The sequence below is a fragment of the Halorubrum yunnanense genome (assembly GCF_026586675.1).
GTDB lineage: Archaea > Halobacteriota > Halobacteria > Halobacteriales > Haloferacaceae > Halorubrum > Halorubrum yunnanense.
Genome location: NZ_JAODIX010000028.1, coordinates 14053 through 28974, shown reverse-complemented (window position 1 = coordinate 28974; position 14922 = coordinate 14053). Strand labels below are relative to the sequence as shown.

Genomic DNA, 14922 nt, shown 5'->3' with positions numbered 1-14922 from the left:
CGGCCCAGGAGCGCGGCGTCATCATCCGGGACTGCACCTCGTTCGGCCTCCCGAACCACGTCCGGATCTCGACCGGTACCCGTGAGGAGACGCGCGAGGCGGTCGAGCGGCTCAACGAGACGCTCGCCGACCTCGGGCTCGGTGTTCGGGCGTGAGCGGGGGGCCGGATCGAACCGAGTCCGGCCCGGATTCGGCGCCGACCCGCGTCGCAGTCACCGGCACTCCCGGGACCGGCAAGTCGACCGCGACGGCGCTGCTCGAAGACGAGTACGACGTCGTCCACCTCAACGACCTGATAAAGGACGACGAGGCCCTCTGGACCGAGCGCGACGCCGACCGAGACACCCTCGTCGCCGACATGGACGCGGTGCGCGAGCGCCTCGGCGACTGGTCCGGCGTGCTCGACTCGCACCTCGCGCACCGGTTCGACGTCGACCGCGTCGTGGTCCTGCGCTGTCACCCCGAGACGGTCGAGGCACGCCTGCGTGAGCGCGGGGAGTCGGACGCGACCGCGACCGAAAATGCGGAGAGCGAGGCCCTCGACGTGATCCTCTCGGAGGCCGTCGCGGAGCACGGCGCGGAGAGCGTCTACGAGATCGACGCGACGGACTTCGACCCTCAGGGCGTGGCCGACGAGGTCCGCGCCGCGATCGAGGGCGAGCGCGGGCCGAGCGCCGGCACCGTCGACTTCATCGATTATATATGAGCCGGCCGCGACGGTCAGGGCGATAGATGACCCTCGACCAGTACCGCTCGGTCGCGGACCGCCTGCTCGGACCCTGGGTGCGCGCCGCGGCGCGGCTCGGGCTCTCGCCGGACCAGGTGAGCCTCCTCGCGTTCGGCGCCGCGGTCGCGGCCGCCGGCGCGTTCGCGGCCGGCGATCCCTTCTTCTACGCGCTCGGCGCGGTCTGTGTCCTGCTCAACGGCTGGCTCGACGTCGTCGACGGCGCGCTCGCGCGCCACCTCGAGATCGCCTCCGACGGGGGCGACCTCCTCGACCACGTCCTCGACCGCTACGCCGACATCGCGATCATCGCGGGGTTCACGGTCGGGACCGGGGCGTACGCGCTCGGCTTCCTCGCCGTCACCGGCGTCCTGATGACCTCGTACATGGGCACCCAGATCCAGGCGGTCGGGATCGGCCGCGAGTACGGCGGCCTGCTCGGGCGGGCGGACCGGCTCGCGCTGATGGGGATCGTCGGCCTCGTCGCCGCCGTCTACGCGGTGCCGGTCGTCGCCGGGCTCAACGTCGTCGGCCTCCTGCTCGCGCTGTTCGCCGCGGTCGGACATCTGACCGCGGTGCAGCGGTTCCTCGGCGCGTGGCGCGACGTTTAGGCGTCGCCGACGGGCCGACGCGTCACCGCTGAACCGCGAGGACGGGGGCGTCCGCGTGTCGGACCACCTCATCGGTGATGCTGCCGAAGACGATCCGTTCCGCTCCGCTTCGACCCTTCGTACTCATGACGACGAGGTCGATCGCGTTCCGATCGGCGTACTCCGCGATCACCCTCGCGGGACTGCCGAACTCGACCGCGATCGTCGCCTCGACCCCGTCGGGCGCGGTCTCCGAGACGATCCGTTCGGCCGCCGAGGCTCGTTCGGCCCGTCGCTCGTCGAGCTCCGTTTCGTCGTGCCCGGCGGTGCCGAGACCGCTGGCGGTCTCGACGATCGAGAGGACGTGTATCGCCGCGTCGTACCGCTCCGCGTGACTGAACGCGTGTTTCGCGGCGCCGATCGTTGCTTCGCTGCCGTCCGTCGGAAAGAGGATGGTCTCGTACATTCTGTGAAGGCGTCGGGGTCCCGGTAGCCGTCGTTCGGTCGCGGTGGTTGCGTCACTGTCGCCGGGCGATGAGCACGGCGTCGGCGAGCACGTCGTGGCCGATCGGAACGAGGTGGACGACCGCACCGATCGCGAAGATGTTCAGCGTGACGAACCCGCGCAGCGGGCCGAGGCTGCCCGCGAGGAGGCCGAGCGTCACCACGCCGGCGAGGGCGTAGACGACCCGCTCCTGTCGCCGTATCTGCGGGCTCTCCCAGTTGTACAGCGCCGTGACGAGGTAGCCGGTCCCCAGCACCGCCAGCCACGGGTGCCAGTACGCGTACTGCAGCGCGGCCGACGGCACGACCCCGGCGAGGGCGGCGACGTTGACGAGGGTCGCGGCGACGTTCAGACCTCCCCAGACCAGCCAGACGCGGTTCCGGCGCACGGACGGCGAGGTGTAGGTCACGCCGAAGAAGACGATCCCGACGGTCAACAGGATCCAGACGGCGACGATCGACTGGACCAGCCCGAACGGAGCGAGGCTCGGGTCGCGACTGAACGTCCACGAGAGCCCCCAGCCGAGCACGCCTTCGAGGAAGCCGAACAGCAGCAGCCCGTCCCCCGGGAGCGGCGGCGACAGGAGGCGCCGGAAGTACAGTGCCAACGCGACCCGTGAGCGGTGCAACCGACCGGACCAGTCCGTCGTCTCGCTGGTCATGAGCGCTCCCTTCCTCGCGGCCGACGGCCGTCGACGCGCGCTTTCTCTCGGCGACGCGAACCGTCCATACAACACCATAGAGCGGGAGACACATATGGTCGGGGGTCGACCGCTCGACGACGCCTCCGGCCCCCGAGCGTCGTTTCCGCGGTCCGGACGAGGCTGATGCCGGCGCCAAGGATTTCGAGGCGTTCTGCGATGGATCGCTCGGAGCCGGTGAGGAGATCGCGACTTCTCTCTGAGAGGGTTTATAAGCGAACTACGGCCGCGTCGCTCGCGCGAACCACGTTTCCGGATTCTGCCGCTTGACGCGGAAGCTCGGGAGCGCGTCCGCGTCGACCAGACCGAGCAGGAACCCCCGAACGGGCGCCGGGTCGCGGTCGCTGACGACGAAACACTCCTCGCCCGAATCGAGTTCGCTGAACCGCGCCTCGACGCGCTCCCTGCGCGTCTCCGGGTCGAGCCCACGCAGGTCGACGGCGTCCGCCGGCGGGTCGACCGACCAGACCGCCTCGTGGCGCTCGTCGACCGCGGCGGCCAGGTCGGCGGCGTACTCGGGGAGCGAGTCGGCGCTCGGCGCCGGCGTCGACTGCAGCTCCGGGTCGAAGGGGAGCTCCGCGAGGATCGGCAGGTCGAGCGCCTCGATCGGGTCGTCGCCGCCGAACAGGTCGTGCGGTTCCCCGCACTCGTCGCAGACGAACTCGCCCATGTTCGAGACGACGCCGAACACGGGCACGTCGTTCTCCTCGAACAGCTCCAGCGCCCGGGCCGTGTCGGAGACGGCGGCGTGGAACGGGGTCGTGACGAGGACGACGCCGTCGACGGGCACCTCCTGGAGCGTCGTCAGGGCCACGTCGCCCGTCCCCGGGGGCATGTCGACGACGACGGTGTCCGGGTCGCTCCACGCGGCCGTCTCGAACAGGTCCGAGAGCGCGTCGTGAGCCATCGCGCCCCGCCACGCGAGCGGGCCGTCGTCCGAGAGCAGCCCCATGCTCATCACCTCCAGCCCGCCGACGTCGACCGGGACCGGATTCCCGTCGTCGTCGCTGTAGACGGGGGCGCTCGCGCCGACGGCCTCGGGGACGTTCGGGCCGTAGATGTCGGCGTCGAACAGCCCGACCGAGGGGGCGCCGTCGCCCTCTTCGGCTCCCCCGCCGCCCTGGCCCGCCGCGAGCGCGCACGCCAGCGTCGTCGCGACCGTCGTCTTCCCGACACCGCCCTTCGTACTCGCGACCGCGATCACTCGGTCCGCGGTTCCAATCCCCGCGGACCGCCCGTCGAGGTCGGGGCTCGGATCGACCTGCTCGACGCGCGCGTTCGACACGCCCGTCGCGTCGGAGGCTGCGCGCACCACGGCGCCCGACACCCGCTCGGCCGCGTCACGCGGAAACTGCCGCAGGTCCGCGGTGATTGTGGCGGTCCCGTCCGCGACCTCAACGTCCTCGATCACCCCGGCGTCGAAGACGCTCACGTCGGCGTCCGGGTCGCGGACTCGCCGGAGCGCCGCCTCTACGGCCTCGGCGGGCGACTCGTGATCGGTCGGTTCGTCGGCGGCGTCGTCGAGCGGGTCAACGGTGGGATCTGTCATGGTGGTGTGGTCGGTGTCGCGGTCGGCGCCGGTGTGGCGGTCGCCGTCTCGGTCGAGCGCGGTCGGTTCACAGGTCCGGCCGGCGGTTGAGGGTGTTCTCGCCGGGCAGGTCGGCGCTGTCGTTCTCGGTGCCCCCGCTGAACTGCCGCCGGAACTTCCCGGGGTCGGCGTCGAGCGCGCGGGTGGCGGTGCTCCGGACGACCTTCGGCTCGGTCTCGTCGCCCGCGACCGCTTTGAGGCGGGCGGTCGCGCGCTCGTCGTCGACGCCGGCGAGCAGGTGGACGGCCCACTCTCGCAGCCGTTCGCTGTCGGCGTGCGACAGCTCCAGCAGGACGGGGAGCATCCCCTCGCCGCGCAGCTTGAACAGGGAGACGGTCGCGTTCCTGACGACCGCGTGGTGCTCGTCGTCGAGCGCGGCCTCGATCGCCTCCGCGTGCTCGACGCGGTCGATCCGGTCGAGCGCGACAACGGCCTCGGCGCGAACCCACGGGTCGGGGTCGTCGCACGCCGCGACCGCGACCTCCGCGGCACGCCCGTCGCCGGGGCCCTCCGCCCGCCCGCCGCCGAGTTCGCCGAGTGCCTCGACCGCGAACTGGCGCACGTCGGCGTCGTCGTCCGCGAGGCCGTGTTCGATCAGCGCGTCGACGGCGGCCTCGGTCGGTCGTCCCTCGCCCAGCGCCAGCGCGGCCCGCCGGCGCTCGACCGGGTCGCCGTCGACGAGGTCCTCGATCTTGGCGCCGGCGTCGGTCCCGTGGAGCGGCGCCGTGTCCGTCGCCTGGAGCTCCCGCGGGCTCGCGTCGCCGATCGTCACGTCGCGGCTCACCTCGATGTCCTCGAGCCCGTCCGGCTCCTCGCCGAACCCCGGGCTCTCCTCGGGGTGGACGCGGGGGTCGGTGGGCCCGTCGGTCGCCTCCTCGGGGTCTCTCATCGGGCGCTCACCTCCGGTGCGTCCGGCGCGTCCGCCGCGCTCGATCGGGCAGACGCGTCCCGCGAGCCGAGGAGCTCCTCGGCGCCGAGGGTCGCGAGCGCGGCGCCCAGACAGACGGCGGTCGCGGCCCCCGGCGTCGCGGGAACCCCCGCGAGTAGGAGGAGGATCGCACCGACCGCGAGCCACGTGTCGCCGTCGCGAAGCCCGGCGACGGCGGCCGCGACTCCGCCGAACGCCGCGGTCGCGACGAGCAGGTGCGGGCTTCCGACGACGGCGAAGCCGACGAGCAGCGCGCTCCCGGTCACGTACGGCGCGGCCGCGCTCGCGGCGACGACCCCGACGAACGCGACCGCGCCGGCGACGAGCGCGACCCGGTCGCCCTCGGCTCGGACGGCGAGGAGCGTCACCGCCGCGAGGAAGGCGACGGAGCCGGCAGCCCGGACGGGAGAACCGGCGATGCCGGCCGTCGCGGCGAGCGAGAGCCCGGCGGCGAGCGCGAACGTCAGCGCGATGGCCGCCCGTCGGAGCTCGAAGTAGGTCTCGGGCGACCCCGTCGCCCGGGCGAACGCGAGCGCTGCGCCGCCCGGGATCGCGACGGCCGCGGCGACCGTCGCCGCGCCGGACAGCGTCGCGAGTACGCCGAACACCCCGGCGAACAGGAGCCCGACGCGGACCGCGGGGCGGTCCGAGGAGAGCGCGGCGAGACCGAGCGCGGCCCCGGTCGCGAGCGCCGCGACCGTGCCGACGGCCGGGACCAGTCGCGCCGGGAGCGCCAGGGGATCGAACGGCGCGTTGTACAGCACGCGGACCGCGGTCGCGACGCCGACGGCGACCGCGGCGAGCAGGGCGAGCGAACCCACGCGACCGCCGCGGCGGCCGGGGAGCCCCGGCGCGGTCGTTGGCGCAGTCGCACGCTCCGTCGACGAGCTCACTGGCGCTCACCCCCGTTATGTCCGTCGTCACCGTCTCCGTCCGAACCGTCCGCGACCGCGTGCTCGCGCTCGATCCCGGCGCCGGCGTCGAGCCGGACCGCGAGATCGTCGACGTCGGCGGCGACGAAGGCGTCGAGGAAGCGCGCGAGGCGACCGTACACGCTCGTCCCGGGCTCCTCGTCGAGCGCGTTCCGGAGCCCCGACGAGAGGACGGAGAGGTGGCGGTCGTGGAAGTCGAGTCGCGCGCGGTCGAGGTTCGCCGGCTCCGCCTCGTCCGCCGGGGTGTCGTCGCCGTCGCTGGCGACCGTCGCGCCGTCGGCGCCGGCGGCTTCTCCGACCCCGCCCCCGCCCGCGGCCGCCAGCCGACAGAGGTAGCCCGCGAACTCGAGTTCCAGCCGGACGTGGTCGTGGTGGCGGCGCTCGTCGCCGCCGATCTCGCACCCGAAGTGCTCGTACGCCCGGGCGAGGTCGAGGTTCACGTCGTTCCACGACACGTCCGAGCGGTACGTCGATTCGTACAGAGAGGCCGGCGGCCCCTGGTTTTCGACCGTCCCGTCGGTCCCGTCGATCACCTCGGAGTAGCCGACGACGAACAGGTCGTTGTACCGGGCCGCGAGGGTCTCGCGGTCGTCCTCGACGGTCAGGTCCGGCGGGTCAACGTCGAGCCCGCTCCGGCCGACGAGCGTCGTCATCGCCTCGTCGAGCGAGCCGTCCGCGAACCGCTCGTAGACGCCCTCGCTCGGCTCGGTGAGCGCCGCCGCGGCGAGCGCGTACACGCTCCCGCGGGCCGCGGTCACCTCGTCGATCGCGTCGCGCGGGAGCCCGTCGTCGAACCGGGGGGCGCCGCGCTCGGAGGTCGGTTCCGACACGGTCACTCACCCCTCGTTCGGCGGACTCCCTCGACGGTTACCAGGGTGGTGAACACGACGGCGATCCCGGCGAGCGCCCACAGCACCGTCTCGTAGATCGTTCCGCCCTCGTTCGGCCCGAGCGAGAGGTAGTACCACTCGCTCGCGGCCTTCTGTCCCGAGCGCTCCTCGTTCGCGCCCTCCCAGACCGCGAACGCGGCGTTCACGTCCTGGTCCGGGTCGACGTCGGTCACGTTCGCGCGGTCGGACGCGAGCGACCGGCTGAACACGACGGTCCACCGGTCGCCCGTGTGCGTCGCCCTCGTTTCGACCGCCGACTCCGGAACTCGCGTCGTGCTCCCGGCGCCGCCGGCGAGCAGGGACTCCGTCCCGTCGGCCGCGTTCCAGTACCAGACGTTCACCCGGTTGTCGGTCGACCCCATCGCGATCGGCGGCTGCGACTCCGCGGAGACAGGGAGCTGGACCGCGGCGGCGTCGGCGAACGAGCGGAGCGAGTCCGTCGACGCGTTCGCCGCGGGGTCGCTCCACGACAGCCGGAGATAGAGGCGCTCGTCGGTCCGAGCGGCCTCGACGCGGACGGACTCGACGGTGGTTTCGGCGCCACCCGGCACCGCCGCCCCGGTGCTGCTCATCGGGACGTCGACGGTCTCGACGGACGTCCACGCGTCCCCGGTCGGCTCCGCGAGGTCGCCGGCGCTCGACTGCCGCTCGACCGGGATCTCGTAGGCGGCGCGGGCGTCTGCGACCGCCGGGAACGCCGCGGTCGCGGCCACGACGGCGAGGGCGAGCGCGGCCGCGACGGCGAGCTCTCGCGACCCGATACCGCTGTCGTCGTCGCTCTCGTCGCCGCCGATCCCCGCGTCGTCAGCTGCCATCATCGAACACCTCCAGGCGGTACTGGTCGTCGTTGTTCACGGTCGAGAGGATGTCCATGAGCTCGCTCTCCTCGCCGCGCTCGGCCTTCTCCCGCTCGCGGGTGATCGTGTTGAGCGCCGACTCGACCTCGGGACCGAACAGCTCCTCCAAGTAGTTCCGCGGGATGCGCTCGGCGTCCACGGTCTCGCCGCTCTCGGAGGTCTGCGGCGGCGCGTACGGCGGGATGTAGTAGACGTTCGGCTCCGTGCGGTACTCCGGGTGGAGCCGGAGGGCGACCTCGTACTCGTTCACGAGCTTGTGAATCGGGCCCTCCTCGTCGTCGAGGAAGCCGACGTGCCGGAGCTGCGGCGGGCAGTCCTCGGCGCAGGAGGGAGGTCGTACCTCGCCTTCGGGCCCCTCTCCCTCGATCCGGGGGTAACAGAAGATGCACTTCTCGCTGGTCTTCGTCTGCGCGTTGTAGAACACCTTCTTGTAGGGACACCCCTCGACGCAGTACCGGTACCCTCGGCAGCGGTCCTGGTCGACCAAGACGATGCCGTCCTCTTCGCGCTTGTAGATCGCGGAGCGCGGGCACGCCTCGACGCAGGAGGGGTGCGTGCAGTGGTTGCAGATCCGGGGGAGGTAGAAGTAGTAGGAGTTGGGGTACTCGCCGGCGCCCTCGTCCTCGTCCCAGTTCGGCCCCCAGTCGGCGTTCTCCATGGGGCGGAGCGGCTCGTCGCTCCCCTCGTACATGATCGCCTCGTGGTTGAACTCCCACGCGCGGCCGTAGTCCTCTTCGTCCGGGAGCTCGCCGGGGGTTCGCGACTCGCCGTCCTCGTCCCAGCCGCCACCCATCTCCTCCCAGTCGCGGGGGTAGCCGGCGCCGGGCTTCGTCTCGACGTTGTTCCAGTACATGTACTCGCGGCCCCCGGACTCGGTCCAGTTGGTCTTACACGCGATCGTACACGTCTGGCAGCCGATGCACTTGTTCAGGTCCATCACCATCGCGACCTGGTGGTCCACGCCCTCCGCGAGCGGGACGTCGCCGTCGTCGGTCTGGCGGACCGCGTCGTCGGCCTGCCGGACCGCGTCGTCAGTGGTCTTGCTCATCAGTCGTCACCTCCGAGCAGGTCGGAGACGCGACCCAACGCGCCGCGCGACTCGGCCTCCGAGTCGGCGGACGCGGAGTCACCCGTCTCGGTTCCGTCGGTCGGCTCGGCTCCCCGTTCGAGGGTGAGACCGGACCCGATCGATCCGGCGTCGTCGCCCCCGGCCGCGCCGTCTTCGACCGTCTCGACCTCGATCCGGACGTCGCTGTTCACCCCGGTCGGCCCCCAGTAGTTCGGGAAGAAGTGGAGGTGCTCGCCCGTGTCCTCAGGGTACTGGACGAGCTGCGTCGGTTTCATGTACATCGGCACGAGCGAGTTGAAGTTGTTGCGGTCGGGGTACTGGAACCGCTCCCAGCTGAAGAAGTGCCGGACCGTGCCGGGCTCCCCGCTCGGGTAGATCTTCGCCTGCACCTCGACCGAGTCGAGGTCGTTGTACACCCGGACGGTGTCACCGTCTTCGATCCCCCGCTCCTCGGCGTCGTCGGGGTTGAGGTAGACCGTCGGCTCGCCGCGCTGAAGCCGGAGCATCTTGCTGTCGTCGCGCCACGTCGAGTGGATCGACCACCGGCTGTGCGGCGTGTTGTAGCCGAGCGGGTACTCCGACTTCTCCTGGAGCACCGGCGCCTCCTTGTGGGTGGGGAGCTGCTCGTCGAGCTCCAAGAACCAGTCGTGGTCGATGTAGTACTGCTGGCGGCCGGTGAACGTCGGCCACGGGTTCTTGTCCTGCACGTAGTCCTTCCACGGGGAGTACGCCTCGCCCTCCTCGATGTCCGACGACCAGTGGTCACCCGTCTCGAGGAGGCGCCGCGGCTGCTCTTCGATGTCGTTGAACGTGATCCGCTCGTCGGACCCCTCCGGGTTCGACTCCTCGGAGTTGTCGAGGATGAACTCCGCGGCCGCCTTGTCCTCCGCGAGCGCGCCGGGGTCGTCGTCGATCCAGTCGCGCGTGTAGTCGTCGTGGACCGACTGGAGGTCGATCTGACGGTCGAACTTCCGGTCGTCGACGGGCCGTACGTCGCGCTCCGCGGCGAGCTCCTGGATCTTCGCGGCGAGCTCGCGGAAGATCTGCCAGTCCGTCTTCGACTCCCCCAGCGGCTCGACCGCCGGCGTGAACGGGTGGACGTACGTGTGCATGTCCGTCACCGACAGGTCGTGTTTCTCGTAGTGGCTCGCCGTCGGCAGGACGATGTCGCTGTTGAGCGCGGTCGAGTCCATCCGGAAGTTGATGTCGACGACCAGATCGAGCTTCGGCCACAGCTCCTCCTCGACGGCGATGTTCCCCTTGGCCTGGTTGAAGTAGTTCCCGCGCCAGACGAACATCACCCGCGGGTCCGGGCGGCCGCCGTCGTCGCGCTCGCTGGGGTACAGCGGCATCCACCCCTTGTCGATCGACTCCCGGATCTTCGACGCGGTGTCCGGGTCGGTGTTCTCCATGATCCCGGCGTGATAGTACGTCCACAGCGTCGTCGGGACGCCCCGGACGCTCCCGGTCGGGAAGGAGAGCTTCTTCCAGCCGTTGAACGTCCAGATCTTCTCCTGGCCGACGTAGTGGTCGAGGCCGGTCCCCTGTCGGCCGAGGTTCCCCGTGAGCGTGACGAGGAGCTGGATCGCGCGGTTCCCCAGGTCGTTGTGGTACCAGTCGTTGACCCCCTTGCCGTGGATGATCTTCGCGCGGTCGACCTCCGCGAACTCGCGGGCGATCTTCTGGTGGGTCTCCCTGCCGACGCCGGTGATCTCGTTGACCGCGTCGGGGGTGTACTCCGACAGCTCGTCGCGGAGGTTCAGCCACACCGAGCGCGTCTCGACCGCCCCGTCGGTCGTCCCCACCGTTCGCTCGACGGCGAGCTCGGGGTCGAAGTCGAGCTCGATGCTCACCGAGTGGTCGTGCTGTCCGTCGCGTTCGCCCAGCGACCCGGGCGCCGGGCGGAGGGCGCCGTCGGCGTCCTGCATGACGAACACCTTCTCCGGGCGGTCGGCGTCGACGTCGAGTCCGTCGACCTCGCTCGCGCGGAGGAACTTCCCGGTGTCCTCGCGGACGAGCAGCGGCATGTCCGTCTGCTCTTTTAGATGCGCCTCGTCGTATAACCCCTCGTCGACGATGGTGCGGGCCATTCCGAGCGCGAGCGCGGTGTCGCTGCCGGGCTCGGGTCCGATCCACTCGTCGCAGTGGATTGCGGTCTGGCTGTAGTCGGTGAAGATCCCGACGCGCTTGGCGCCGTCGTAGCCGGCCTCGAGGAAGTACTTCGCGTCGGGGATCCGCGTGACGTTGATGTTCGAGCCCCACGCGATGATGTAGTCGGCGTTGTACCAGTCGGCGCTCTCGGCGTTCTCGGTCTGGGTCCCCCACGTGATCGGCTGTCCCGGCGGGAGGTCGGAGTACCAGTCGTAAAACGAGTGGCTAACGCCGCCGAGCAGGTTGACGAGGCGGCTCCCCGAGGCGAACGAGACCGGACTCATCGCCGGGATCGGCGTGAAGCCGCTGATCGCGTCGTACTCCTCCTCTTCGACGGCGTCGATCACCTCCTCGGCGATCTCGGTGAGCGCCTCGTCCCAGGAGATCCGCTCCCACTTCCCCTCGCCGCGCTCGCCGGTCCGGCGGAGCGGGTGCGTGACGCGCTGGTCGGCGTTCACGTAGTCGGAGAAGCACGCCCCCTTCTGACAGCCGCGGGGGTTCGGGTCGGGCAGCGACTCGTCGAAGCGCGGGTAGTCGCCGGCCTGCTCCTCGCGCCACACCTGCCCGTTCCGGGTGTACACCTGCCACGAGCAGCTGCCGGTGCAGTTGACGCTGTGGGTCGAGCGGGCCTTGTCGTCCCAGTCCCACTCCTCGCGGTAGAGGTCCTCCCAGTCGCGGTACGGGTAGCTCCCGATCGGGTCGTCGACGACCTCCAGCGCGTTCATCTCCGTGAGCTCCTGCGCGGAACCCAGTCCCGTGACGCCGACGGCGGCCGCGGCCCCGACCCCCTTCAGGAAGTCGCGGCGCGCGGCGCCGGACTCGTCGCGTCTCGATTCGTTCGTCGTGTCTGTCGTGTCAGTCATTGTTTCTCTATGAGAACGGTCGCGAGGCCGAGCGCGACGCCGAGCGCCGCGAACGCGACGCCCGCGGGCGTGCCGCCGCCCGCGTCGAGACCGGCGGCGATCAGCCCCACGCCGACCAGTTTGGTCGCTCGGTCCACCCAGCGGTACCGGCGCGCCGACAGCTCGGCCAGCCGGAGCGCGCTCGGCTCAGTCATCGCTCGATCCCTCCGTGGGCGGCGGCGACTCGTCGGTGCTCGACCCCGTCCGGTCGGCGCCGTCCGTCGAGGGCGGCTCTCTCTCCGACCCGTCTCCGAAGCCGCCGAGGACCGCGTAGGTGAGGGTGCCGGCCGCGGCCGGGACGAGCACGAGCGCCCCGATCAGGTACGGCCGGAGCGCGGCCGTGGAGGTGCCGAGGATCTCGGCGACGATCACGTCCATGCCCGCGATCGAGGCGATCATGACGAGCGTGACGCCGACGATGCCGACAGCGGTCGGGAACGGGCGGTCGAGGTAGTTCCGCGTGAAGTGCTCCGGCTCCTCCGCCCGGTCGACGAACGGCCAGATCACGACGGCGACGAAGACGAGACTCGGGAGGAGGAGTCCGCCCACGAACTCCGAGCTGACGTGGATCCCGAGCACGTCGAAGCTCATCCACGAGGGGGTGAGTTTCAAGAATCCGTACCCCCACATCAGGAACCAGTCCGGCATGACGAGCGACGGCGTCGACGCCGGGTCGTTCGGGCCGTACTGGGCGATGTTGTGGACGGGAAGCAGGCCGGCGAGCAGCGAGAGCACGGCCATCGTGAGGAAGAAGACGACCGCGCTCACCGCGGCCTGGTTCGGGAACGCCGGGAGCCCGATCACGACGCTGTCGTCGTCGCGGTCGATCAGGCGCGCGCCCCCGTCGGTCGCCTCCGGGCCGCCAGCCCTCTCCGCGGTGCCCCCGCCGGCCTCCGCGACCGCGACGTCCTCGTCGCGCTGCGCCTCGGTGTGTTTCTGCCGGATGAGGATGGCCATGTGGACGGCGATGAGCCCAGCGATCGCCGCCGGGATCAGGAATACGTGCAGGAAGAACAGGCGGGGGATCGTCGCGCTCGTCGGGAACTGGCCGCCGAAGACGATGCTCGCGAGCGGGTCGCCGACGATCGGGACCGAGGCGGCGACGTTGTAGCCGATGCCGACCGCCGTGCTGGCGAACTCGTCGTACGGGAGCGAGTAGCCGGTGTACGCCGCGAACATCGCCAGCCCGGCGAGGCCGGTTCCGACGACCCAGTTGGGCTCTCGCGGGTTGCGGTACGCGCCGGTGAAGAAGACGCGGAGCATGTGCAGGGCGATCGACGCGACAAACAGGTGCGCCGCCCAGTGGTGCATGCGACGCAGGAACATCCCGAACGGCACGTCGTAGGTGATGTTGAGGACGCTCTTGAACGCCGCCGGCACCTCCTGTCCCTGGTACTGCACGACGCTCCCGGTGTACTCAACGGCGGCGTTGCTCGGCTCGTAGAAGAACGCGAGGAACGTTCCGGTCGCGACGAGGATGCCGAAGCAGAACAGCGCGACCTCGCCGAGGAGGAACGAGTCCTCCGCGGGGAACGCCTTCCCGAGGAAGTCGCTCCCACCGTCCAAGTCCAGCCGCGAGTCGACCCAGTCGTACGCGGACTCGGCCCGGTCGGTCGCGGCGTCGATCCGGGACATCACTCGCCCCCGGGGCCGACCGGCCCCTGGAAGTCTCCGGTCGCGACGAGGTAGCCGTCGCCGGAGAGCGTGATCGGGAGCTGCGGCAGCGCCCGCGGCGGCGGCCCCCCGACGACCTGTCCCCCCGTCACCGGGTCGAACCGGCCGGAGTGACACGGACAGACGAGCACGTCGCCGTCGCGGTCGGCGACCATGCAGCCGGCGTGGGTACACACCTTCGAGAACGCGGCGTACCCGCCGACGGTGTACTCGTCGCGCACCTGGTCGCCGTACGCCGACTCCCCGAAGCGCACGAGCAGCGTCGGGGCATCCTCGACTCCCGGGCGCGGCTCCGGGAACACCGTGAGCTGTTCGCCGGGGGCGATGCGGTCCCCCGCGATCCGCTCGCCCGCGTCGTCGACGAGGGGGATCCCCTCCTCGTACACCGGTCCCTGGTACTTGCGGTCGAACACCCGGGTAAGCCCCGCGACGGGCGCGGCGAGGCTGCCGACCGCCGTGACTCCCCCGACCGTCGCAAGGACCTTCGCGTAGTCGCGCCGCTTGAGCTCGGCGCGAGCGTCCTTCCAGAACGGCCGGAAGATGCTCGGCTCGACGGCGACGCCGTCGTCGTTCTCGGGGCAGGCGTCACACAGGTCGCGGTCGTCGGTTCCGTCTCGCGTCGGTCGTTGGTCGGTCGTGTCGTCTCCCATCAGTGGTCCCTCCGTTCGGCGACTTCGACGTGGGGCATGAACCAGGCGTAGTACGACACCGTCGAGCCCAGAAGCGACATGAACAGCCCGAAGGCGTAGACGCCGAAGTACTGGGTCCGCGCCAGGGTGAGATACTCCACGGTGAGCAGCGCGGAGAAGACGATGGCGAGGACGGTGAGTCCCCCCATCGCCACGAGCCCCTCGATGGCGTCGCTCGCGTCGTGGTACTCGACGACCCACCGGTCCTCGGTGTCGAGCCAGGGGAACGTCGCTCGGTTCGGCTCTGCCGGCGGCGGTCCGTCGATCCCTCCCCCGCCGTCGGTGGCGGCCGCGTCGGTCGGGCCGCCGGCGTCGCCCGGGCCGCCGCCGCTCGGGTCGGGGCGGGCGGCGCGGTTCATGAAGCGGTGGAAGAACGCCATCGCTCCCAGGAGCCCTAGCAGCGCGACCCAGACGATCACGCCGACCTGACTCGGCGAGAGCTTGTTCGGCGCGTCGACGAACCCCTCCAGCGGTTGCATCTCGCTCACGCTCTGGTCGATCCGGACCTCCTCTGCGGGCGGCTCGCCGTGCAGTCCGACGTACCACGTCGGCAGCAGCACGGCGAGCACGATGAGGAGGATGGCGATCGTTCGTCTGTCCATAGGTTGTGTCTCGTGTGTCGTGCCGATGAGCCGGCTCGGCGGTGCGAACGCGACCCCGCGGCGCCGGCTCGCCGTCGGCCGCGGCGTTCGGTCGTGCGCTCTCGATACCACGGTGCCCGTC

At 71.1% G+C, this 14922-nt stretch carries 16 protein-coding genes; 3 read left to right on the top strand and 13 right to left on the bottom strand.

Annotated features, from left to right (window positions below; all coding sequences use genetic code 11):
- The 3 genes from N5096_RS06335 to N5096_RS06325 all read left to right on the top strand — a co-directional run.
- The coding region (locus tag N5096_RS06335; protein WP_267663599.1) for an aminotransferase class I/II-fold pyridoxal phosphate-dependent enzyme at positions 1-155 on the top strand (155 nt) is incomplete at its 5' end.
- Positions 152-706: an adenylate kinase family protein gene (locus tag N5096_RS06330; RefSeq protein WP_267663468.1), complete on the top strand. Its 555-nt coding sequence runs from the start codon at positions 152-154 to the stop codon at positions 704-706. The genes N5096_RS06335 and N5096_RS06330, both read left to right, overlap by 4 nt.
- Positions 707-732: 26 nt before the next feature.
- Positions 733-1335, top strand: a complete 603-nt coding sequence (locus N5096_RS06325; protein WP_267663467.1) for a CDP-alcohol phosphatidyltransferase family protein — start codon at positions 733-735, stop codon at positions 1333-1335.
- 22 nt (positions 1336-1357) lie between these two features.
- Here the strand turns inward: N5096_RS06325 and N5096_RS06320 are convergent, their stop codons facing one another.
- From N5096_RS06320 to N5096_RS06260, 13 genes are all read right to left on the bottom strand, one after another.
- Positions 1358-1780: a universal stress protein gene (locus tag N5096_RS06320; RefSeq protein ID WP_267663466.1), complete on the bottom strand. Its 423-nt coding sequence runs from the start codon at positions 1778-1780 to the stop codon at positions 1358-1360.
- A gap of 52 nt (positions 1781-1832) precedes the next feature.
- Positions 1833-2480, bottom strand: coding sequence for a hypothetical protein (locus tag N5096_RS06315; protein WP_267663465.1), 648 nt, complete (start codon positions 2478-2480; stop codon positions 1833-1835).
- Positions 2481-2739: 259 nt separating this feature from the next.
- Positions 2740-4068 (bottom strand): P-loop NTPase, encoded by a 1329-nt coding sequence (locus N5096_RS06310; protein WP_267663464.1) that lies wholly within the window; start codon positions 4066-4068, stop codon positions 2740-2742.
- A 67-nt stretch (positions 4069-4135) separates the two neighbouring features.
- The gene (locus N5096_RS06305; protein WP_267663463.1) at positions 4136-4996 is read right to left on the bottom strand and encodes a HEAT repeat domain-containing protein; all 861 of its coding nucleotides are present in this window, start codon (positions 4994-4996) and stop codon (positions 4136-4138) included.
- Positions 4993-5928: a DUF8068 family protein gene (locus N5096_RS06300; protein WP_267663462.1), complete on the bottom strand. Its 936-nt coding sequence runs from the start codon at positions 5926-5928 to the stop codon at positions 4993-4995. Before N5096_RS06300 ends, N5096_RS06305 begins: the two co-directional genes overlap by 4 nt.
- Positions 5925-6803, bottom strand: coding sequence for a molecular chaperone TorD family protein (locus tag N5096_RS06295; protein WP_267663461.1), 879 nt, complete (start codon positions 6801-6803; stop codon positions 5925-5927). The genes N5096_RS06300 and N5096_RS06295 overlap by 4 nt, the downstream gene beginning before the upstream one ends.
- A complete protein-coding gene (locus N5096_RS06290; RefSeq protein ID WP_267663460.1) occupies positions 6800-7672 on the bottom strand; it encodes an ethylbenzene dehydrogenase-related protein in 873 nt (290 codons plus the stop codon). The genes N5096_RS06295 and N5096_RS06290 overlap by 4 nt, the downstream gene beginning before the upstream one ends.
- The gene (gene narH / locus N5096_RS06285; protein ID WP_267663459.1) at positions 7662-8762 is read right to left on the bottom strand and encodes a nitrate reductase subunit beta; all 1101 of its coding nucleotides are present in this window, start codon (positions 8760-8762) and stop codon (positions 7662-7664) included. Before narH ends, N5096_RS06290 begins: the two co-directional genes overlap by 11 nt.
- Positions 8762-11797 (bottom strand): nitrate reductase subunit alpha, encoded by a 3036-nt coding sequence (gene narG / locus N5096_RS06280; protein ID WP_267663458.1) that lies wholly within the window; start codon positions 11795-11797, stop codon positions 8762-8764. The genes narH and narG overlap by 1 nt, the downstream gene beginning before the upstream one ends.
- Entirely contained in the window at positions 11794-11991 is a 198-nt protein-coding gene (locus tag N5096_RS06275; RefSeq protein ID WP_267663457.1) for a DUF8120 family protein, read from the bottom strand. Before N5096_RS06275 ends, narG begins: the two co-directional genes overlap by 4 nt.
- Positions 11984-13471, bottom strand: coding sequence for a cytochrome b (locus N5096_RS06270; RefSeq protein ID WP_267663456.1), 1488 nt, complete (start codon positions 13469-13471; stop codon positions 11984-11986). The genes N5096_RS06275 and N5096_RS06270 overlap by 8 nt, the downstream gene beginning before the upstream one ends.
- Positions 13471-14160 (bottom strand): QcrA and Rieske domain-containing protein, encoded by a 690-nt coding sequence (locus N5096_RS06265; protein ID WP_267663455.1) that lies wholly within the window; start codon positions 14158-14160, stop codon positions 13471-13473. The genes N5096_RS06270 and N5096_RS06265 overlap by 1 nt, the downstream gene beginning before the upstream one ends.
- Complete coding sequence (locus N5096_RS06260) at positions 14160-14801, bottom strand: hypothetical protein (protein ID WP_267663454.1); 642 nt, start codon at positions 14799-14801, stop codon at positions 14160-14162. Before N5096_RS06260 ends, N5096_RS06265 begins: the two co-directional genes overlap by 1 nt.
- Positions 14802-14922: the final 121 nt, after the last annotated feature.

Bases quoted from the DNA above. Each gene is read 5' to 3' on its own strand.
- N5096_RS06265 (WP_267663455.1), bottom strand. From the start codon at position 14,160: ATGGGAGACGACACGACCGACCAACGACCGACGCGAGACGGAACCGAC.
- N5096_RS06315 (WP_267663465.1), bottom strand. From the start codon at position 2,480: ATGACCAGCGAGACGACGGACTGGTCCGGTCGGTTGCACCGCTCACGG.
- N5096_RS06310 (WP_267663464.1), bottom strand. From the start codon at position 4,068: ATGACAGATCCCACCGTTGACCCGCTCGACGACGCCGCCGACGAACCG.
- N5096_RS06275 (WP_267663457.1), bottom strand. From the start codon at position 11,991: ATGACTGAGCCGAGCGCGCTCCGGCTGGCCGAGCTGTCGGCGCGCCGG.
- narH (WP_267663459.1), bottom strand. From the start codon at position 8,762: ATGAGCAAGACCACTGACGACGCGGTCCGGCAGGCCGACGACGCGGTC.
- narG (WP_267663458.1), bottom strand. From the start codon at position 11,797: ATGACTGACACGACAGACACGACGAACGAATCGAGACGCGACGAGTCC.
- N5096_RS06325 (WP_267663467.1), top strand. From the start codon at position 733: ATGACCCTCGACCAGTACCGCTCGGTCGCGGACCGCCTGCTCGGACCC.
- N5096_RS06260 (WP_267663454.1), bottom strand. From the start codon at position 14,801: ATGGACAGACGAACGATCGCCATCCTCCTCATCGTGCTCGCCGTGCTG.
- N5096_RS06320 (WP_267663466.1), bottom strand. From the start codon at position 1,780: ATGTACGAGACCATCCTCTTTCCGACGGACGGCAGCGAAGCAACGATC.
- N5096_RS06305 (WP_267663463.1), bottom strand. From the start codon at position 4,996: ATGAGAGACCCCGAGGAGGCGACCGACGGGCCCACCGACCCCCGCGTC.
- N5096_RS06270 (WP_267663456.1), bottom strand. From the start codon at position 13,471: ATGTCCCGGATCGACGCCGCGACCGACCGGGCCGAGTCCGCGTACGAC.
- N5096_RS06290 (WP_267663460.1), bottom strand. From the start codon at position 7,672: ATGGCAGCTGACGACGCGGGGATCGGCGGCGACGAGAGCGACGACGAC.